At 70.5% G+C, this 19,237-nt stretch carries 16 protein-coding genes; 11 read left to right on the top strand and 5 right to left on the bottom strand.

Annotated features, from left to right (window positions below; translation table 11 throughout):
- The first annotated feature begins 342 nt into the window (after positions 1-342).
- The 9 genes from ABGB08_RS33340 (at position 343) to ABGB08_RS33300 (ending at position 11,192) form a co-directional block, all read left to right on the top strand.
- The gene (locus ABGB08_RS33340; protein WP_347598493.1) at positions 343-1,926 is read left to right on the top strand and encodes an ABC transporter substrate-binding protein; all 1,584 of its coding nucleotides are present in this window, start codon (positions 343-345) and stop codon (positions 1,924-1,926) included.
- Entirely contained in the window at positions 1,913-3,001 is a 1,089-nt protein-coding gene (locus ABGB08_RS33335; RefSeq protein WP_347598490.1) for an ABC transporter permease, read from the top strand. The genes ABGB08_RS33340 and ABGB08_RS33335 overlap by 14 nt, the downstream gene beginning before the upstream one ends.
- Complete coding sequence (locus ABGB08_RS33330) at positions 2,998-3,873, top strand: ABC transporter permease (RefSeq protein WP_347598487.1); 876 nt, start codon at positions 2,998-3,000, stop codon at positions 3,871-3,873. Before ABGB08_RS33335 ends, ABGB08_RS33330 begins: the two co-directional genes overlap by 4 nt.
- 2 nt (positions 3,874-3,875) lie before the next feature.
- Positions 3,876-4,850: an ABC transporter ATP-binding protein gene (locus ABGB08_RS33325; protein ID WP_347598484.1), complete on the top strand. Its 975-nt coding sequence runs from the start codon at positions 3,876-3,878 to the stop codon at positions 4,848-4,850.
- Positions 4,847-5,845 carry an ABC transporter ATP-binding protein gene (locus ABGB08_RS33320; protein ID WP_347598482.1) on the top strand — a complete coding sequence of 333 codons (999 nt, stop codon included), beginning with the start codon at positions 4,847-4,849 and terminating at the stop codon, positions 5,843-5,845. Before ABGB08_RS33325 ends, ABGB08_RS33320 begins: the two co-directional genes overlap by 4 nt.
- The gene (locus ABGB08_RS33315) at positions 5,842-8,259 is read left to right on the top strand and encodes a DUF885 family protein (protein ID WP_347598479.1); all 2,418 of its coding nucleotides are present in this window, start codon (positions 5,842-5,844) and stop codon (positions 8,257-8,259) included. The genes ABGB08_RS33320 and ABGB08_RS33315 overlap by 4 nt, the downstream gene beginning before the upstream one ends.
- Positions 8,256-9,266 (top strand): LLM class flavin-dependent oxidoreductase, encoded by a 1,011-nt coding sequence (locus tag ABGB08_RS33310; protein ID WP_347598476.1) that lies wholly within the window; start codon positions 8,256-8,258, stop codon positions 9,264-9,266. Before ABGB08_RS33315 ends, ABGB08_RS33310 begins: the two co-directional genes overlap by 4 nt.
- On the top strand, positions 9,263-10,531 hold the full coding sequence (locus ABGB08_RS33305) for an amidohydrolase family protein (RefSeq protein ID WP_347598473.1): 1,269 nt from the start codon (positions 9,263-9,265) through the stop codon (positions 10,529-10,531). Before ABGB08_RS33310 ends, ABGB08_RS33305 begins: the two co-directional genes overlap by 4 nt.
- A gap of 313 nt (positions 10,532-10,844) precedes the next feature.
- Complete coding sequence (locus ABGB08_RS33300; RefSeq protein ID WP_347598470.1) at positions 10,845-11,192, top strand: FtsX-like permease family protein; 348 nt, start codon at positions 10,845-10,847, stop codon at positions 11,190-11,192.
- A gap of 40 nt (positions 11,193-11,232) precedes the next feature.
- Here the strand turns inward: ABGB08_RS33300 and ABGB08_RS33295 are convergent, their stop codons facing one another.
- Together ABGB08_RS33295 and ABGB08_RS33290 are read right to left on the bottom strand one after the other, a co-directional pair.
- On the bottom strand, positions 11,233-12,735 hold the full coding sequence (locus ABGB08_RS33295) for an alkaline phosphatase PhoX (RefSeq protein ID WP_347598467.1): 1,503 nt from the start codon (positions 12,733-12,735) through the stop codon (positions 11,233-11,235).
- 240 nt (positions 12,736-12,975) lie between these two features.
- Positions 12,976-13,197 carry a hypothetical protein gene (locus ABGB08_RS33290; RefSeq protein WP_347598464.1) on the bottom strand — a complete coding sequence of 74 codons (222 nt, stop codon included), beginning with the start codon at positions 13,195-13,197 and terminating at the stop codon, positions 12,976-12,978.
- 401 nt (positions 13,198-13,598) lie between these two features.
- Here ABGB08_RS33290 and ABGB08_RS33285 point away from each other — a divergent pair, with 401 nt between their 5' ends.
- Both ABGB08_RS33285 and ABGB08_RS33280 read left to right on the top strand, forming a co-directional pair.
- Positions 13,599-14,567, top strand: a complete 969-nt coding sequence (locus ABGB08_RS33285) for a UbiA family prenyltransferase (protein WP_347598461.1) — start codon at positions 13,599-13,601, stop codon at positions 14,565-14,567.
- Positions 14,568-14,572: 5 nt separating this feature from the next.
- Positions 14,573-15,247, top strand: a complete 675-nt coding sequence (locus ABGB08_RS33280; RefSeq protein ID WP_347598458.1) for a hypothetical protein — start codon at positions 14,573-14,575, stop codon at positions 15,245-15,247.
- A gap of 84 nt (positions 15,248-15,331) precedes the next feature.
- On the opposite strand, the gene ABGB08_RS33275 is transcribed toward ABGB08_RS33280, so the two are convergent.
- The 3 genes from ABGB08_RS33275 to ABGB08_RS33265 all read right to left on the bottom strand — a co-directional run bounded on the left by ABGB08_RS33275 (position 15,332) and on the right by ABGB08_RS33265 (position 19,144).
- Positions 15,332-17,104, bottom strand: a complete 1,773-nt coding sequence (locus ABGB08_RS33275) for a gamma-glutamyltransferase (RefSeq protein WP_347598455.1) — start codon at positions 17,102-17,104, stop codon at positions 15,332-15,334.
- Positions 17,086-18,618, bottom strand: coding sequence for an FAD-dependent oxidoreductase (locus ABGB08_RS33270; protein ID WP_347598452.1), 1,533 nt, complete (start codon positions 18,616-18,618; stop codon positions 17,086-17,088). Before ABGB08_RS33270 ends, ABGB08_RS33275 begins: the two co-directional genes overlap by 19 nt.
- 169 nt (positions 18,619-18,787) lie before the next feature.
- A complete protein-coding gene (locus ABGB08_RS33265) occupies positions 18,788-19,144 on the bottom strand; it encodes a cupin domain-containing protein (protein ID WP_347598449.1) in 357 nt (118 codons plus the stop codon).
- Positions 19,145-19,237 lie beyond the last annotated feature (93 nt).

Raw genomic sequence — 19,237 nt, 5'->3', positions numbered from 1 at the left:
ACCATCGCTCTGTCACGTGCAGGTTAACTACACGCGTGCCATGCACCGTAAGGGTGGCCGTGTTCCGCGTCAACCAGTGCCGTGAGCAGGTCAATCGTGCCCCGGACGCGATCAGGGGTATTGACGCGGCCCCGCCGGACGGCCTAACGTGCCCGCTCAACGTGCAGTAAGGCTGCACGTCCGGGTTGTGGTCACGTCGCCGCCACCACAGGAGAGTCATGACATCACTCCATCCGCCCGAGCGGCCTCCCGCCGGGCCCCTGCGCTATTCCGAACGTCCGCGCCCGACGGTCCTGGCGACCGATCCGCGATCCCGTCCGTAGTCCGGCCTTGGAGACCCCCATGAAGATCCGGTCTGCCGGTGTGCTCGCCGCCGTCCTGACGCTGACCAGCCTGCTCGCCGCGTGTGGCGGCGGTGGCTCGGCCCCGTCCGCGACCAGCTCCCAGGGCGAGAAGACCCTCGTCATCGACACCGCGTTCCAGCTCAAGACCGTCGATCCCGCCCGCATGTTCGAGCCGACCGGGCTGCTCATCGACGAGTCGATCTACGACACGCTGCTCACCTTCAAGGGCGGCGACGTGACCAAGCCGGTCCCGGCGCTCGCGGAGTCCTACACCGCGGCCCCCGACGGCAAGACCTTCACGTTCAAGCTCCGCACCGACGCGAAGTTCTCCGACGGCTCGCCCGTCACCTCGGCCGACGTCGTCTTCTCGCTCAACCGGGTGAAGAACGTGAAGGGCAACCCGTCGTTCCTCATGGACGGCCTCACGGTCGCCGCCCCGGACCCGGCCACCGTGGTCGTCACCAGTGCGAAGCCGAACACGGCCGTTCCCTTCATCCTGCCCAACCCCGCGCTGGGCATCCTCAACTCCACCGTGGCCAAGAAGAACGGGGCCAGCGACGCTGTCGGGGCCGACAAGGCCGACACGGCGGAGAGCTTCCTCAACTCCCAGTCCGCCGGCAGCGGGCCGTACATCCTCAACAGCTACAGCACCACCTCCCAGGTCGTGCTGACCGTGAACGAGAAGTACTGGGGCGCCAAGCCGGCCTACGCCAAGGTCGTCGTCCGCAACGTGCAGGCCAACGTGCAGCGGCTCAACGTCCTGAAGGGCGAGTCGCAGATCGCGGTCGACCTCTCGCCCGAACAGGCGAAGGGCCTCGACCAGCTGCAGACGGTCAACGGCGCCTCGCCGAACGTGTTCTTCGTGTTCACCAACAACAACCCGGAGATCTCGAAGACCTCGTCGAACCCCAAGTTCCAGGAGGCCGTCCGCTATGGGATCGACTACCAGAGTCTCGTCGATCTCGCCGGTGAGGGAGCCGTGCAGGCGCCCGGCGTCGTCCCTTCGGTCTTCCTGGGCGCCCTGCCGGGCAGCGACGCCGTCGTCCGCGACGTCGCCAGGGCCAAGGCCGCGCTGGCCGCGTCCGGCCTGCGGAACCCGGCCGTGAAGCTGAGCTACCCGAGCGACGTCCAGGTCAACGGGCTCAACTTCGGCGACCTCGCGGCCCGCGTGCAGGCCAACCTGAAGGAGGTCGGCATCACGGTGGAGCTGGCGCCCGCGTCGGTGCAGACCGCGCTGGAGACCTACCGCGGCGGCACGGAGGAGATGGGCCTGTGGCAGTGGGGCCCGGACTTCCCCGACCCCAGCAACTACCTCAACTTCCTGCCGGGCCAGCTGGTCGGCCTGCGCGCCGGGTGGGCCGAGGGCGCCGCCCCCGCGCTGGAGGAACTCGGCGCCAAGGCCGCGACGACCGTCGTCGACGGCCAGCGGGCCGGTCTGTACGAGCAGATCCAGCACTCGATGAACGAGGCGGGACCGATCATGCCGCTGATCCAGCCGGCCCAGATCCTGGTCGCCTCCAAGTCGGTGCGGAACCTGCAGTCCAACGCCCTCTGGCTGGTCAACGTCCGTGAACTCGGCTGAGCCTGCCAGCGGTTCCACCGGGGCGGGCCGGCGTCGTCCGGCCCGCCCCGGCGGGCTGCCGCTGGCGCGGTTCCTCGCCCGCCGCCTGGTGGCCGCGGCGCTGCTGTGCGTCGGGATCACGCTGGTCGCGTTCGTGCTGACCCAGCTGGTCCCCGGCGATCCCGCCGCCGCGAATCTCGGGCAGCGGGCCATCGGCGACCCGGCGGCGGTGGCCGCGTTCCGGGCCAAGTACGGCCTGGACAAGCCGGTCCCGGTGCAGTACCTGACCTACATCGGCAATGTGCTCCAGGGCAACTTCGGGATGTCCCAGCAGAGCCACCGGCCGGTGGCGCAGGACCTCGCCGAATACGTGCCGGCCACGATCGAACTCGCGCTCTTCGCGATCGTGCTGTCGCTGCTGGTGGGTGTCGCCCTCGGCGTCGTCGCCGCCGTCAACCGGGACCGCTGGCCCGACCAGGTGCTCCGCGTGGTGAGCCTGGGCGGGGTGTCGATGCCGACCTTCTGGGTCGCGCTCGTCGCGTTCTACCTGCTGTTCTTCAAGTTCGGCCTGCTGCCGGGGGGCGGTCGCCTGGACCCGGGGATGAACCCGCCGCCGTACGCCACCGGCTTCTACACGATCGACGCGGCGCTCGCCGGTGAATGGGACGTGCTGTCGTCGGCGGCCGGGCACCTGGTGCTGCCGTCCCTCGTGCTCGCCGTCTACACGGTGGGGATGCTGATGCGCTTCACCCGCGCGTCCGTGCTGGAGATCCTCGGCAACGACTACGTCCGCGCGGCCAGGGCCAAGGGGCTGCCCGAGCGGGTGGTCATCCTGCGGCACGTGCTGCGCCCCGCGATGGTCGCGATCATCACGGTGGCCGGCGTCGCCTTCGGCAGCCTGCTGTCCGGCGCGGTGCTGGTGGAGAACATCTTCTCCTGGCCGGGTCTCGGGCAGTACGCCTACCGCAGCGCCGTCAACCTGGACCTGCCCGGCATCATGGGCGTCAGCATCGTCGTCGCCGCCGTCTACATCCTCATCAACCTGCTCGTGGACCTCCTGTACGGAGTCATCGACCCGAGGATCAGGCTGACGTGACCGCAAGCGATTCCCCGCCCGCCGCCCGCTCCCGCCGCGACCCGGCCGCTCGGTCGCCGTGGCGGCAGCCGCTCGCCCTGGTGGGCGCCGCGTTCATCGTGCTCTGGGTGCTGGTGGCGCTGCTGGCACCGCTGCTCGCCCCGCAGGGGCCGCTCGACCAGCTCTCGCCGAAGCTGCTCGAACCGTCCGCGGAGCACCTGTTCGGCACCGACGAGCTCGGCCGCGACGTGCTGAGCCGCGTGATCTACGGCTCCCAGGTGTCGTTGCCGCTGGCGTTCCTGCTGGTGGCGTTCGCCGCGGTGATCGGCTCCGTCGTCGGCGGCATCGCGGGCTTCTTCGGCGGCTGGGTGGACGGCGCGCTGATGCGGCTGGCCGATCTGGTGTTCGCCTTCCCCGGCATCATCCTGGCGATGGCCGTGGCCGCCGCGCTCGGTCCCCAGCTCCGCAACGCCGTCCTGGCGGTCGTCGTGGTGTCCTGGCCCTCGTACGCGCGGCTGGTGCGCGGCCTGGTGCTGTCGGCCAGGAACTCCGAGTACGTGGTGGCCAGTCGGCTGCTCGGTTCGTCGGCCGTCCGTACGATGCTGGTGGATCTGCGGCCCAACATCGCCGGTCCGGTCCTGGTGATGGCCGCGCTCGACGTCGGCAACGCCGTGCTGCTGCTGTCCGGCCTGTCCTTCCTGGGACTCGGCGCGCAGCCGCCCGCCGCCGAGTGGGGCGCCATGGTGGCGGCCGGAGCGGCCAACTTCGATCGCTGGTGGGTCGGCCTCTTCCCCGGGCTGTGCATCCTGACCGTGGTGCTCGCCTTCAACTTCGTCGGAGACACGCTGCGGGACGCGCTCGATCCGCGCACCGCGCGTGCCATCAGGGGGTGATCATGGGAGCGCTGCTGGAGGTCGAGGACCTCACCGTATGGCTCGCCACCCGTCGCGGCCCGCGCATGGCCGTGGACGGCCTCTCGTTTCAGGTGGGCAGCGGGGAGATCTTCGGTATCGCGGGGGAGAGCGGCAGCGGCAAGACGATGACCGCGATGGCGCTGCTCGGCCTGCTTCCGCACGCCGCCAGGACCAGCGGCAAGGCGGTGTTCGAGGGCCGCGACCTGCTTTCGATGTCGGCCCGGCAGCTGCGCGCCGTGCGCGGGCGCCGGATCGCGATGGTCTCCCAGGATCCCTCGACCAGCCTGCACCCGATGCTCAGCATTGAGACGCAGCTGACCGAGCACATGCGCCACCATCTCGGGCTGGGCCGGTCGGAGGCCCGCGGGCGGGCGGTCGAGCTGCTCGCCACGGTGCGGATCCCCGATCCCGAGCAGGCGCTGGGCGCGCACGCCGCCCAGTTCTCCGGCGGCATGCGGCAGCGCATCGCCATCGCCGTGGCGCTGGCCTGCGAGCCGCGTCTGCTGCTGGCCGACGAGCCCACGACCGCGCTGGACGTCACCGTCCAGGCGGGCATCCTGCGGCTGCTGCACCGGTTGCGGGCCGAGCGGGAGCTGGCCGTCGTCGTGATCACCCACGATCTGGGCGTGCTGTCCGCCGTGGCCGACCGCATCTGCGTGATGTACGGCGGGCGGACCGCGGAGGTCGGCCCCCGGCAGAACGTCCTGACCCGGCCCCGGCATCCGTACACCCGGGGCCTGCTCGACGCGCTGCCGCATCCGGAGGGCGGGGCGGCGGCGCTCCGGCCGATTCCGGGCAGTCCGCCCTCCCTCGGCGAGGTGCCCGAGGGCTGCCCGTTCCACCCCCGCTGCGGGTACGCCGTCCCGGACTGCCGGACCGAACGCCCGGTGCCGGTTCTCGTCGAACCCGGGCACGCGTCGGCCTGCCCGCCCGACCCGCTGGGAGGTATCGCATGAGCGCCCTGCTGGAGGCGAGCGGAGTCTCCGTGGACTACCACCGGCGTGGCGCCCCCGCGTTGCGTGCCGTGGACGGGGCGGACCTGAGCCTGGCGCGCGGCGAGATTCTCGGGCTGGTCGGCGAGTCCGGCTGCGGCAAGTCCACGCTGGGCCGCGCGGTGGTGGGGCTGCTGCCCGCCGCCGGGCAGATCCGCTTCGAGGGCCACCCGATCGTCCCGCTGGGCCGTCGCCGCCGGGCGCCCGGCATGCGCGGACTGCAGATGGTCTTCCAGGATCCGTACGCCTCGCTCAACCCCCGCCGGTGGGTCGGCGACCAGGTCGGCGACGGGTACCTCCTCGGCGGAGCCTCCCGGCGGGAGGCCTTGCGCCGGGCCGGGGAGCTGCTCGAACGCGTCGGGCTGCCGGCGGACGCCGCCCGGCGTTACCCGCACGAGTTCAGCGGTGGCCAGCGCCAGCGCATCGCCATCGCCCGGACGCTCGCCGCCGAGCCGAGCTGCATCGTCGCCGACGAGCCGATCAGCGCCCTCGACGCGTCGGCGCAGGCCTCCGTCGCCAACCTGCTGGTGGACCTGGTCCGCGAACTCGACATGGGCCTGGTGTTCATCTCGCACGACCTGTCGGTGGTCCGGCAGATCGCGGATCGCACGGCGGTCATGTACCTGGGCCGCGTCGTCGAGGCCGGGCCCACCCAGGAGCTCTGGTCCTCGCCCGCCCATCCTTACACGCGGGCGCTCATCTCGGCGGTGCCCCGGGCCGACGGGGCGGGTGTGCTGCCGGTCGAGCTGCCGGGCGAGGTCCCCGACCCGGCGCGGCCACCTGGCGGTTGCCGGTTCCACCCGCGCTGCCCGCTGGTGCGGCCGGAATGCTCCCGGCACGACCCGCCGCTCGCCATCCTGCGGGAGGGCCGGTCGGCCGCGTGCGTCCTGCAGAACGCCGGTGAGCCGGCGCGCCCGCTGGCGGATTCGACCACGCACATAGGGAAGGACGCGATATGACCGATGCCAGGTCAGCTCTCACCGATTTGACCGAGCGGTTCTGGGCCTGGCGGCTGGCCACCACCCCGCGCACGCGCGACGACATCCCGCGCGTGACCCGGCCGGCCGGGTGGCACCCGGAGTGGAACGCCGCCGCCGTGAACGACGGCCTGCGCTTACTGGCCGACATCGAGCGTCAGCTGGACGCCATCGCCCCGTCGCGGGACGCCGCGGTCGAGGTGCCGCGGCGGCTGCTCGGCTCGGCCACCGCCCGGGTGCGCTGGGAGCTGGAGATCGTCGCGAGCTGGCGGCGCGACCCCTGGTTCTACCTCGACCAGACGATCGGCCACGTCTTCGACGCGCTGCTCCCGCCGGGCCCCTTCGACGCGGCCCGCAGCGCGGACCTCGTCGAACGGCTGCGCTGGATCCCCGCCACCCTGGACACCGCCAGGGACAACCTGGCGGACACCGCGACCCGGGAGTTCGCCGAGCTCGCGCTGCGGGACAGCGCGGCGGCGCCCGAGCAGCTCCAGACGTCGATCGACCGGCTCGCGCCGCGGCTCGGCGGGGAATGGGCCACCGCCGCGGTGACGGCCGCCGCCGACGCCGCGCGGGCGCTCGCCGACTGGCGGTCCTGGCTGACCGAGCGGCTGGCCACGTTCGCCCCGCACCGGCCGGTCGGCCGGGAGGCCTTCGGCTTCTTCCTCCACCGGGTCGCCCTGCTGCCCTGGTCCACCGCCGAGATCCTCGCCCTGGCCGCCCGGGAACGGGACCGCGCCGAGGCGTTCGAGCTGTTCGAAGGAGTCAGGTCCGGGCCGCCCGAGTGGCCGCCCCCGCCCGCGACGGCGCAGGACCAGAGCGCGGCGGAGCGGGCGGCCGAACTGGAGGTGCGCGCGTTCTACGAGGAGCGCGGGCTGCTCTCGCAGCCGGAGACGCTCCGGCACTACCGGAACCTGCCGCTGCCGGACCACCTGGAGCCGCTGCGCTGGCTGGGGGTCACCGACGACCTCACCGACGAGCACCGGCTCGACCAGGACGGGATCAGCTACGTGCCCGCGCCGGGGCCCGGCCTGCCGTACTTCTACCGGGCCAACGCCGCCGACCCCAGGGCCGGGATCATCCACGAGGGCGTGCACTACCAGCAGCTGGCGCGCACCTGGCGGCACCCGGATCCGGCGCACCGGCAGTTCTACGACTCCGTGCCCAACGAGGGGATCGCCTTCTACAACGAGGAGATGATGCTGCAGGCCGGCCTCTTCGAGCACGCGCCGCTGACCCGCGCCATCGTCTACAACTTCATGCGGCTGCGGGCGATCCGGGTCGAGGTGGACGTTCGGCTCGCGCTCGGCGAGATCGACATCGATGGCGCCGCGCGGATGCTGCACGAACTCGTGCCCGTCGACCTGGAGACCGCCAGGGAGGAGGCCGCCTTCTTCGCGGCGACACCGGGACAGGGCCTGTCGTACCAGGTCGGCAAGGCGCAGGTGCTGCGACTGCTGGCGGACGCGGCGCGGCGGGCTCGGGACGGCTTCGATCTGCGGGCCTTCCACGACGCGTTGTGGTCCGACGGCAACGTGCCGCTGGCCGTACAGCGACTGCAGTTGCTCGGCGACGCGGACGACCTGGTGCGGGCCGACACCCTCGCGGGGACCGGCGTCGACATGCGCCGCTTCGCCGAGGATCTCCTGGACGCCATCACCTCCGGGGATGTGGCGCGTGCCGACCGGCTCTACGCCGCCGACATACGTGTGTGGCACAACTATGACGGCGTGGGACGGGACAAGGCGGAGAGTCTCGATGCCGTACGCCGCATCGGTGCGCACTATGACGGCTTCCACGCCACCGGCGTCCGTATCGATCCGGTGCCGGGCGGCTACGTGCAGCGGTGCGTCTTTCGCGGCCGTGACCGGAGCACGGGTGCGGAGCTGGCGGTCGACGCGATGATGCACGTCGAGGTCAGGGACGGCCGGGTCGTGCGGATCGAGGAATACACCGACCCCGCGCAGGGCGCCGTTCCAGAACCCCCGGCCGGACCGGACGCGATCGGGGCCGGTCCGCGGTTCCGGGACGGCACTGGCTGGGAGGAGCAGGCCGGCTATTCTCGTGCGGCACGGCAGGGCGGCAGCATCGCGGTGAGCGGGACGACGGCCCACGGGCCTGACGGTTCGGCCCTGTACCCGGGAGACACCTACGCGCAGGCCCTCGAATGCCTGCGCCGGGCCGTGGCGGCGGTCGAGGAGCTGGGCGGTGCCCGCACATCGGTGCTGCGCACCCGGATGCTGCTGGCGCCAGGTGCGGACTGGCGGGAGGCGTCACGCGCCCACGCCGAGGTGCTCGGCGACGTGGCGCCGGCGAACAGCACCTACGTGGTCGGCTCGCTGATCGGAGCTGATTTCCTCGTCGAGGTCGAGGTCGATGCGGAGGTCAGCAGATGACGTACTCCCTGCGGGTCAACAACGATCTCGACGTCGCGACCCTCGTGGACTTGGCTCAGCGGGCCGAGCGGTACGGCTTCGACCAGTTGTGGGTGTCCAACGACCTGTTCCTGCGGTCGGCCCCGGTGCTGCTCGGGGTGCTCGCGGCTAAGACGGAGCGGATCAAGCTCGGCGTCGGGATCATGAATCCGTACTCCGTCCACGTGGCCGAGATCGCCATGATGGCGGTGACCATGCAGGAGGCGACCGGCGGCCGGTTCCTGCTCGGTGTCGCGGCCGGATCCGCGGAGTTCCTCGCCTGGGCGGGGATCGACCGGCCGCGCCCGCTGGCCAGGACGGCGGAGACGGTCACGGTGGCCCGGGTCCTGCTGGGCGCGGACGAGGTCCGGGGCCCGCTGCCCGACTGGTTCGGGCCGCTGTCGAAACTGCGCGTTCCGCCGGTGCTGCCAGTGCCCGTGTACGTCGGCGCCATGAGCCCGAAGATGCTGGAGATGGCGGGACGGCTGGCCGACGGCGTGCTGCCGCTCCTCTACCCCCCGGAGCACTTCCCGAACGCCAGGGCGCAGGTGCTGCGGGGAGCCGAGGGCGCCGGGCGATCGCCGGACGAGCTCGACATCCCGGCCTGTTTCTGGGTGTCGGTGGGCGACGACGTGGCGGCGGCCCGGCTCGCCATGGCCGCTAAGATCGCCTACTACGGGCCATCCTTCGCGCCGTATCTGCTGACCAGGGCCGGGCTCGCGGTCGAGGACTTCGCGCCGGTGACGGCCGTGCTGGAGCACGAGGGCCTCGCCGCCGCCGCCAGGCTGGTCGACGACCGGATGCTGGCGCTGGGCATCACGGGCACCGTGGCTGAGGTGGTCGAGCGGTGCCGGTCGCTGCGTGCGTCGGGTGCCACCCACCTCTCGTTCGGGCCGCCGCTCGGCCCGGACCTGCGCCAGGCGGTGGACATGCTCGGCACGGAGGTGCTGCCGGTCCTCGCCGCCGACGTGGCCGGTGGCACGGGATGAACGCCGCACGTCACGCGGAACGGTCCGCGATCGTGCTGACGGGTTGCACGGTGGTGGACGGCCGGGCCCTGGAGGGGGTCGCCCCGCTGGCGGACGCGGCGGTGTGGGTGCGCGGGGAGCGCATCGAGGCGGTCGGGCCCGCGCCCGAGGTGCTCGCGGCGGCCGGGGCGGCCGGTGACTTCCGGCAGGTCGACCTGGCCGGCGCGTATCTGACGCCAGGGTTGGTGAACATGCACACCCACCTGTCCCTGTCCCTGCCGGGCCAGGGCGGCGACGCGGTCAAGGGGCTGGGCGCGTACGAACTCGCCCACTACATGGCCGACGGCGCCCGGCGCACCCTCCGCTGCGGGGTGACCACCGTCCGCTGCGTCGCCGAGAAGGACCACGCCGACTTCGCGCTGCGCCGCGCGATCGCATTTGGGCGGGTGACCGGCCCTCGGATCTTCACCGCCGGCCAGGCGCTGGTCTGCACCGGCGGGCACGGGCACGAGGGCACGGACACGCTGGAGTGCGACGGCGCCGACGGGTTCCGGCGCGGGGTGCGCGGCCAGGTCAAGGCCGGAGCCGACCTGATCAAGGTGATGATCTCTGGCGGCATCGCCGGCGAGCACGAGTCCATCCACACCCGGCAGCTGTTCCCCGACGAACTGGCCGCCGTGATCGAGACCGCGCACGCCTGGGGCCGCAAGGTCACCGCGCATGCCGGGCCCGCGCCGGTCATCGCCGAGGCGGTCGAGCTGGGACTGGACTGCGTCGAGCACGGCTACCAGCTCACCCCGGAGGTGGCGGCCCTGATGGCGGAGCGGGGCACCGCCCTGGTGCCGACCCTGCTGGTCACCCGCTGCGAGGAGTTCTTCGACCAGCTGGGCGTGCCGGAGTGGATGCGGCGGCGCTCGCTCGACGCGGGTCCCCGCCATCTGGAGAGCTACGCGATGGCCCTCGCCGCCGGTGTGGAGGTGCTGCTCGGCAGCGACATGCCCCCGTTCTGGCAGTTCGAGGGCACCAACGCCTCGGTGCGGGAGCTGGAGCACATGTCCGAATCGGGTCTCGGCCCGGCCCGCGCCCTGTACGCCGGCACGCTCGGCCCCGTGCGCTGGCTCGGCGCGGAGGCCGACCTCGGCACCGTCGAACCCGGCAAGTACGCCGACCTCATCGCCATGGACGGCGATCCCCTCACGGCGACCTCGGCCTTCCGGGGCGTGCGCTGGGTGATGTCGGGCGGCCGGATCGTCCGCGACGACCGGACCGGGTGGAACGCGTCGTGACCGGTCGACGAACGCCGCCAGCGCCTCGGGGCCGAGCCGGGCGACGCCCAGCAGCTTGAGGAACAGCTCGTCGCGGAAGCCGCCGGCGCGCACCACCGGGCTGGCCGCCCAGTCGCGCAACTCGGCGAGGCCGGTGTCGGTCAGGCGATAGATCGTCTTGTCGGGACGGTCGTTCTGGGAGACGTGGTTCCTCGTCACGTGGCCGTCGCGAACCAGCCGGTCGAGGATCTGGTACAGGTGACGTACGGCTTCCGCGGCCGGGTCGTCGCTGCTCGGCGACGCGATCGTCCTGCAGGCGCGGGCCGTCGACTACGTGGCGATCGGGTTGATGTTCGCGCTCGCCGCCCTGGCCGTGGCCGACGTGCCCTACCTCGGCGTCCGCGAGCGGGACGGCGAGCTCGCCGCGCTGAAGGCGTTCGGCTGGCCGTCGGCGGCCCTGGCCCGGCTCATCGTGACCGAAGGGGTCGGTGTGGGCGTGGTCGGCGCCGTCGCGGGAGCGGGCGTGGGGCTGGCCGTCACGCTGGCCGTCACCGGGACCGCTGTCGCCGTGGGGGCGCTGGTGGCCGGAGCGGTCGCGGTGCTGCTGGCGGGCCTCGCCTCGGTCGCCCCGGCGGTCCTGGTCCAGCGGCTGCCGCCGGCCCGGGTGCTGGCGCGCGAGTGAGGACGGGCCCTGAGGCGGATGCGCCTCAGGGCCCGTCAGGTTAGCGCAGGTAATCCTGCCAGGGGCCGGTGATGGCCAGGGTGATGCCCGGAGACTGGATGTTGACGAAAAGGATCTCGCCGTCCGGGGAGAACGTCGGACCGGTGAACTCGGAGTACGTCGGAAAGCCGTTGCTGGTGCCGATGGCGAGCTGGTTGCGGGCGATCGCGTAGGTGGGGCCGCCCGGGATGGAGCTGAGCACGTGCGAGGCGCGGACGCCGTCCTCGGCCAGGACCAGCGTGCCCCACGGCGTGACGGTGACGTTGTCGGGGCTGTCGAAGGTCATGTCGGTGTACTTCGGGGACGCGCCCTCGCCCTCGGCGAACGGGTTGTGCGGGAAGTACGTGACCAGGGTGATCGTCTCGTCTTTGTAGTCGTAGAACCAGACCATGCCGTCGTGCTTGGCCGCGTCAGGGGGCAGGTCGTTGGCGGCGAAGGCGAAGCTGTTGACGATGTAGCAGCCGTCGCCGTTGCTCCACACGCCCTCGAACTTCTTGCCCCTGGTCACCGTGCCGTCGGCGAACTGGGTGCGCACCGTCTTGGTGGTCGCATCCCGGTCCGGCACCTCGATCCACGTCACGTTGAACGGACGCCCGAGCTGTGCGGAGGTGATGTAGGCGACATCCGGGACGATGCTGCCGTCGTCCAGGCGGATCTGCATCGCTTCGAGCGTGCCCTCGGTGTCGCCGAGCTGGTTGGCGATGCCCTGCTCGAGGCGGCCGGCGCTCGCGGTCCACCGGTAGAACAGCCCGTTCGGGCCGCTGGCGTCCTCGGAGAGGTACACGCGCCTTCTCTTCGGCTCGACGGCGAGGGCCTCGTGGTCGAAGCGGCCGAACGCCTTGATCGGCTTGGGCAGCTGGCTCGCCGAGTCGGTCGGGAAGACCTCGAAGACGTAGCCGTGGTTCTTCTCGTACCTGCCGGTCTGGCCGCCGGCCGACCAGGTGGTGCCCGCGGCGTTGGAGGACTCTTCGCAGGTGAGCCAGGTACCCCACGGCGTCACGCCGCCCGCGCAGTTGCGGACCGTACCGGAGATGCCGACCCACTCGGCCGTGAGATTGCCGTTGGGGTCCGTGGTGATCACGGTGCAGCCGCCCGCGTTCGGCGCGCCCGGGTCGTAGACTGTCCCGGGGATGTGCGGGACGCCGTACTGCGACATGTGCGGCGACATCTCGTGGTTCTGGATGATCGTCAGGCCGGCGTGCTTCATGGACACGACGCCGGTCCCGTCGTGCCAGCCGGGCGTCTTGCCCTGGCCGAACGACATATCGGTCACGCCTTCCCGGGTGACGATCTTGTACGAGAAGCCCTCGGGAAGGGCGAGGATCCCGTTCGGGTCGTCCTTCAGCGGCGGGAACGGACGCAACGGACGCCCGCTGGCCCCTGTGCTGGCGTCGGCCATTGCCGGGGTCCCGGCGAGGCTCGGCAGCACACCGGCGACGGACAGGCCGACGGCGGTGGCGGTGGCGGCGCTTCCGGTAAGGATCTGGCGACGAGAAATGCTCATACGTAACTCCTGCGGTACGGCCAGAGGCGATGGTCCCCCGACCTGAAGAGCTTTGGAGTCTCACCTGAACCCCAAGCCAACTCCCCGTTGCCACAAAATGTTCATCGGACCAGCACCTCGCGTGCCCGACCTATGCCCGCCACCGGCGTTCCGTTGTGGAGCAGCCAGAGCAACGGCCCGAGCGGTCGTCCACGCGGCCGGGCGCAAACCAGTGAGGCCCTCGACGTACACCGCCGCCCATCAGGCCGGAGGGTTGGCGTGGACGTCGAACCTGTCTTTCGGCGCGTCGGCATGGTTGGGGGAGAACCAGGCGGCGGCAGGCACGAAGTGGTGCCGGGGCACCTCGCGTAGTGCCTGTTCCCACCAGGGCTGGGTGATCGAGCCCCGGACTCGTAGCTGATCGGCCAGCCAGGCGGCCAGCCCTTCGGCCGCCTGGCCGTCCGGAGGCGTCAGCGCGCCCATTCAGGTCCCTTCTGGAGTATGTCGGCCATGGCCGACGGGCAGGCCCGTCTTCAGGTTCAGCCGTCCCCACTCGCCGCTCTGGTTGGTTTCCAGGAAGTGAAACTGGCCTGTGACGTCGCAGATCAGGTCCACGGCCCCGAAGACCAGGAGTCGTATTCGGCCACAATGGCCGGGCAGATCGTCGAGACCGTCGATTTGGACAGGGCGGCCTCCGGGCCGAGCGCATCGGCCAGTGCGCCTTCGACATCGCGGACGGACAGGCGAGCCCTGAGCCATCGAGGTCAGGGGCATCCTTGAGCTGAATCGCATTGAAGTCGATACAAACCACCCGTGTCAGCGCCTCCACAGTTTCAGGGGGCGTTGCTAGCATTGCTGCCGTGCGGTTACGGATTCTCGAGGTTGTGTCGACCGATGACAGTCGAAGTATCGGCCTTGCTGACGGTCACACCTCGGGGGTCCTACGATTGGCCAACGCCTCTAACGAGATATCCAGAGTGGTGGGCGGCGGGCGGGGCGTAGTCGATTTTGCGATACGCAATCGAATCCACCTTCAGCCGGGCGCCATTCTTATCATGTGGGCCATGCCGCCGTGGTATGAATCGAGCCCATCCTGGATGGCGGCGCCGTCCGTGCTGCTGGCCGGCTTTGGCATATATCAGCTCAATCGAGTTTTCGATTTCGTCGAAGACGAGATCAACGACCCGAGCGCATACGCCAAGGCCTATCTTGCGAGATTCGCGCTTCGCAACATGGCCACGGCCGCAATACTCGCAAGCCTTCTTCTGTCGGCGCTCTTCGTGGGACCCGCCGCCACGGCTCTCCTGACGGTGACACTGCTCGCGGGCGTCCTGTACTCGGTTCCGTTTTTCAAGCGAAAACGGGGCGAGCCCCGCCGGATCAAGCAAGTAATCGGTCTCAAGAATATCATCCCATCTGTCGCGTGGCCGATTGCCGCCGTGCTCTATCCGGGTATATCCAGCCCGGACCCGCACATTCTTCAGCTCTTCCTGGCCATCGCACTGATATCGTGCAGTGTGTTCATCATAGAAGTGGCGTGGGACATAAGAGATTCGCGCGGCGATCGAGTTGCCGGCATCAGCACACTTGTCACTGCTTTCGGCCGCACTCGGGCGCTTCTGATTCCCTTTGGTGCTTCATCCAGCTACGCTCTATCGGTTGCACTTCTTGTCTTTCTCGGCCACTTGTCGCCACTTTGGCTGCTCCCCGGGTTTCTCCCCGTCTTATCCGCGGCGATTGCCCTCCGCTGGAAAGACTCGCTCGCCGAAAGCCGCGATCGATCGCACATTCTAGTTCTAATCAACGTACTGGCGTTGATCCCACTGGGCTTGACGGGACGCTGGGGGGCGTAGCAAAGATGACTGCTGACAAAATCGATCCGAACCGTGACGAGCTGTACCGAAAGCTCCTCGAAATCAACGTCTGGGCCATGCTGCTCATCGTCGCCCTGGTTCTGGAGCGGGCCTCGGACGCGATCGTATCCGTTACCTCCGTAACACAGAAGGTGGACACGAAGGTGTGGGCCGCCGTGTTCGTCATGGGGCTGGTTTTCGGTTTATTACTCGCGACAACGGTCGGTATCCTGGCGCTACACGTGCGGTTCCAGGCGCCGTACAGGTACTGGTACATCATTCTGGACAATATCTTTGTCACCGTTCCGCTCTATATCGCCGTTCGATTCAGCGCGGCGTCCATCAGCACGAAATCCGGCACCTCCGTATACCTCAACGAGGACCTGTTCCGGGTTGGTGCGGTCATGATAGCCGTGGCGCTCGCCTTTTTGTTTACGCGCGATCTCATCGTGCTCCCCAAGATTCGGGACAAGCTGTCGGTGCCGCCGCTCGTCGCCGTCAGCGCACTGCACCTTCTGGGAGCTCTGCTGTTCGTTCTGCTGGCCATCGTCCCGGGTGCCGTGCTGTACGTGGCCGTGCTGGGTTCGATAGGTCTCGGCCTCTTCTTCGCGGGGATGGCTGCGATTCCGGTCATTTCAATCCGCTTCGCCCCCGATCCCACAACCGTTTCAGGACCATGACCGCGGCGCGCGGCCGCCGCTGCGGGTCCATCGTCACGACGGGTGCGATGGAGACGACGGGCGTGTCCGGTGTGGCGGCGCCATTCATGCGACCACCGCCTGGGCAGGCTGGCGTGGATCGGCGGCGGACTCCAGGAATCCGGTCCGGGCGTTGCGGTAGATCGCTTCGACGGCCGCCGCGTCCCGGGTGTAGGCGGGCCAGAGCCGCACGTCGTGCCCTCGTCGTTCCAGCTCCGCATGGACGCCGGGGTCGAAACGGTCCTCCAGGAAGACGTGCGCCGCGAGGTAGTCGAAGGGCGCGAACGAGTTCGGAAAGCTCCAGGTCGAAAAGCGCGGCGCGTTCACCGCCTCCTGCAAATCCATGCCGAAGTGGAAGACGTTCAGGAAGACCTGGAGCATCGCCTGCACTTGCATGTCGCCACCAGGGCAGCCGAACGCCAGCACACTGCCGTCGTCACGTACGGCGATCGCGGGGTTGGGAGTCAGCCGAGGCCGCTTACCCGGCGCCACGCCCGACGGATGCGCTGGGTCGGGCCGCGACTGCAGGCCGCGCAGCGAGGGCACGATCCCGGTGCCGGGGATGACGGGCGAGGTCGACGCGCCGTCGGACGGTGTCGCCGAGAAGGCGTTCCCCCAGCGGTCGATGACGCACACGTAGCTGGTGCCGCCCTCGCCGATGTGGCGCACCTCCTCCGATCGGATCGCGTCGGGCAGCACCTGCGACTCGCCGAAGAGCGCGGGCGGCAGGCCCGCGAAGGCGCGCTCGGGGTCGATCGCCGCCGCCCGGGCGGCGATGTGCTTCTCGCCGAGGAGCCGGTCGAGCGGCACATCGACGAACTCGGGGTCGCCGAAGTGGTGCTCGCGATCGGCGAAGACGCCCTTGAGCGCCTCGATGACCGTGTGCGCGTACCGGGGGCCGTTGTGGTCGAGCCCGTCCAGGCCGTGCCGCTCGAGGATGAGCAGCGCCTCCGCGAGGATCGGGCCCTGGCACCATGCGCCGCAGGTCAGGAGCGTGAAGTCGCGCCAGCGGGTCTCGACGACGGGCTCGTAGCGCGAGCGGAACTCCGCGAGGTCGTCGTGGCGCAGGTAGCCGTTGTTCGCCTCGTGGTAGGCCACGACGCTGTCGGCGATCCCGCCCTCGTAGAACGCCGCGCGGGCGGCCTCGAGGCCGGCGACACGCTCGCCGCCGGCGCGCTCCTCGGCGTCGATCATGGTTTGGATCGTGCGCGCGAGGTCGGCCTGGACGAACCGCTCTCCGACGCGCGGCGGCCGACCGCGGGGCAGGAAGATCGCGGCGTTCGCGGCCCACTTCCGATAGCCCGCCTGCCGCTTCGCGATGCCGTCAGCGAGCAGGGGAAAGACGGCGAAGCCGTCCCGCGCGAGCCGCGCCGCGGCCGCCGCGACCTGCGCGAAGGTCATGGTGCCGTAGTCGCGCAGCACCGTGATCCAGGCGTCGGGCGCGGCCGGGACCACGGTGCGCAGGATGCCGGTGGGGATCGTGCCGCCGTACTCGGTCATGAACAGGTCGGGGGGCAGCCGCCGCGGCCAGACCCCGAGCCCGTCCAGGCTCACGGTGGTGCCGTCGGCGAGGCGGATCATGATGGGTGCGACGCCGGCGAAGTTGACCTCGTCGGCGTGCAGTACGGCCAGCGCCATGCCGGCGCAGCAGCCGGCGTCGACCGCGTTGCCACCCGCTTCGAGGATCGCGAACGCCGCGGCCGAGGCCAGGTAGTGCCCGGACGACACCGCGTGCCGGGTGCCGAGCAACGTCGGGTTCGGTGCCGGCCAGGTGGCTGGCGTCATGGTCGAGCCTGCTCCGATCCGGGTCCCCAGCCGGGTCAGTTCGTCGCTCGCCACCCAGCCACCTCCTCGAGCAGCAGCCGGGCGACCTTCTCGCCCATCACGACCGCCGGCATCGCCGTCGTCGCGCGGGGAATCCTCGGCATGATCGAGCAGTCGGCGATCCGCAGGCCGTCGATACCATGCACCCGCGCCCGCTCGTCGACGACGGACATGGCGTCGTCGCCGGTCCCCATCTTGCAGGTGCCGACGGGGTGCCAGTAGTTGTCGGGGTTGCGGTACAGGTGAGCGACGAGCGCGTCCCGGTCGAACGTCTCAGGCCCGGGGTGGATCTCCGCGCCGACGAGCGGCGCCAGTTCCGGGTCCGCCGCCATCTCGCGCAACATCGTGGCGCCCTCCGCGAGCACGGCGACGTCGACGCCCTCGGGGTCGGCCAGGAAGCGATGGTCGATGACCGGCTTCGCCTCCGGGTCCGTGCCGCGCAGCCGCACGAATCCGCGGGAGCGGGGCTGCAGGGCCGACACGCCCACGCTCCAACGCTTGCGCCCGATCAGATGGGTCGGGCTGTACGGCAGAAAGTGCAGATCGAACGCCTCCGTGTCGAAGCTCGACGCCGCCTTGCCCATCGCCTGTTCGTCGGGGCACCAGCCCGCCGCCCGCGCCCGCTCCATCGCCGCGCCCATCTCCTCCGAGCCCGACCAGCTCATCAGCAGGAACGGCTGGTCGTGCAGGTTCTCGCCGACGCCGGGCAGGTGCTGCACGAGCGGGATGTCCAGTACTGCGAGCTGTGCGTATGGGCCGATGCCGGAGCGCAGCAGGACGGTCGGCGAGTTGTAGGTGCCGCCCGCCAGCACGATCGTCCCGGCTCGCACGGTCACCGTCTCGCCCTGGTGCCGTACGACGACGCCGGTCGCCCGTCCGTTCGTCACGATGACACGGTCGACGAGGGCGTCGCCGGCGATCCGGATGTTCGGCAGCGGGCGTACGGGGTCGAGGTAGGCGAAGGCGGTGTTGATGCGCACGCCGTCCACGATGTTGACCGCTTCCGGGGCGAACCCCGCGGACTCGTCGACGTCGTTGAGGTCGGCGAGCCGCGGCATCCCGGCGGCGGGTGCCGCCTCGTACCACGCGCGCTGCCATGGCGTGAGATCGTCCGCCCGATAGGTGTGCACGCGCATCCGTCGCGTGCCCTCCTCGAACAGCGGCAGCAGGTCCTCGGTCGACCACCCGGTCAGGCCGGCCTCGGCCCACGAGTCGTAGTCGCGCCGGTGCCCCCACGTCTGGGTGCAGCCGTTGAAGTCGGAGCAGCCGCCGATCGCGCGGGCGCGCTCGAAGCCGACGAGCCACGGGTAGCTGTCGCCGGAGTCATAGCCCCAGTCGTGCGAGCGTCCCAGCCGCGTGGCGTCGACGAGGTCGGCGGGCCACGCGGCGCTGCCCTCGGGCCCGAAGTCGGGACCGGCCTCAAGGACGAGCACGTCCAGGCCGGCCTCGGCGAGCCGGGCCGCGACGACGTTGCCCGAGGTGCCGCCGCCGACGACGACGTACTCGGCCTCCTGCGGCAGGGCGCCCACGCCTCAGCCCCCCTCGGGGGCGGCGCTCGCGGCGACGCTTAGCCAGGCCGCGACGACCAGCGCAGATGCCGCCTCGATCGAATCCATCTCTTATCGCCCTTCCAATGGGGATCCAAAAATAGCACAAATGGATCCCATGCGTACGGTGGGAGACCGACGGGGAACCACGTCAGGGCTTGTAGACGACGAAGACCTTGCGCAGCCGCTCGTGCACGGTCCACACGCCGCACCAGCCGATCGGGAAGTACGCCGTGGTGCCGGCAGTGATCTCGACCGGCTCCTCGCCGTCGCGCTGCACCGTCATCCGCCCGGCGACGACGTGGATGATCTCACCACGGGACAGGAACTCCCAGCGCGACCTGCCCGGCTCGCTCTCCCAGACGCCGGAGACGACCGTCCGGTCGTCGTTGCTGAAGTCCACGCGACTGCGCACGAGGATCGTGCCACCGAGGGGCTCGGCGCTCGGCGGCCCCAGCGGCTTCTCCTCCAGGTCGGCGGCGTCGAGGGGGCGATTGGTTACGGTCACGGCAGGCTCCCGTTCGATCGAAGGTGAGCTTTACCCTAACGCGCCGAATCCAATCTAGAATACTTGGGATCCAATATAGCCAGCCATGGCGCG

The organism is Acrocarpospora sp. B8E8, assembly GCF_039871605.1.
GTDB classification, from domain to species: Bacteria; Actinomycetota; Actinomycetes; order Streptosporangiales; family Streptosporangiaceae; genus Acrocarpospora; species Acrocarpospora macrocephala.
This window is presented reverse-complemented; position numbering and strand designations above follow the sequence as displayed.

Bases quoted from the DNA above. Each gene is read 5' to 3' on its own strand.
- ABGB08_RS33340 (WP_347598493.1), top strand. From the start codon at position 343: ATGAAGATCCGGTCTGCCGGTGTGCTCGCCGCCGTCCTGACGCTGACC.
- ABGB08_RS33325 (WP_347598484.1), top strand. From the start codon at position 3,876: ATGGGAGCGCTGCTGGAGGTCGAGGACCTCACCGTATGGCTCGCCACC.
- ABGB08_RS33320 (WP_347598482.1), top strand. From the start codon at position 4,847: ATGAGCGCCCTGCTGGAGGCGAGCGGAGTCTCCGTGGACTACCACCGG.
- ABGB08_RS33315 (WP_347598479.1), top strand. From the start codon at position 5,842: ATGACCGATGCCAGGTCAGCTCTCACCGATTTGACCGAGCGGTTCTGG.
- ABGB08_RS33310 (WP_347598476.1), top strand. From the start codon at position 8,256: ATGACGTACTCCCTGCGGGTCAACAACGATCTCGACGTCGCGACCCTC.
- ABGB08_RS33305 (WP_347598473.1), top strand. From the start codon at position 9,263: ATGAACGCCGCACGTCACGCGGAACGGTCCGCGATCGTGCTGACGGGT.
- ABGB08_RS33295 (WP_347598467.1), bottom strand. From the start codon at position 12,735: ATGAGCATTTCTCGTCGCCAGATCCTTACCGGAAGCGCCGCCACCGCC.
- ABGB08_RS33290 (WP_347598464.1), bottom strand. From the start codon at position 13,197: ATGGGCGCGCTGACGCCTCCGGACGGCCAGGCGGCCGAAGGGCTGGCC.
- ABGB08_RS33280 (WP_347598458.1), top strand. From the start codon at position 14,573: ATGACTGCTGACAAAATCGATCCGAACCGTGACGAGCTGTACCGAAAG.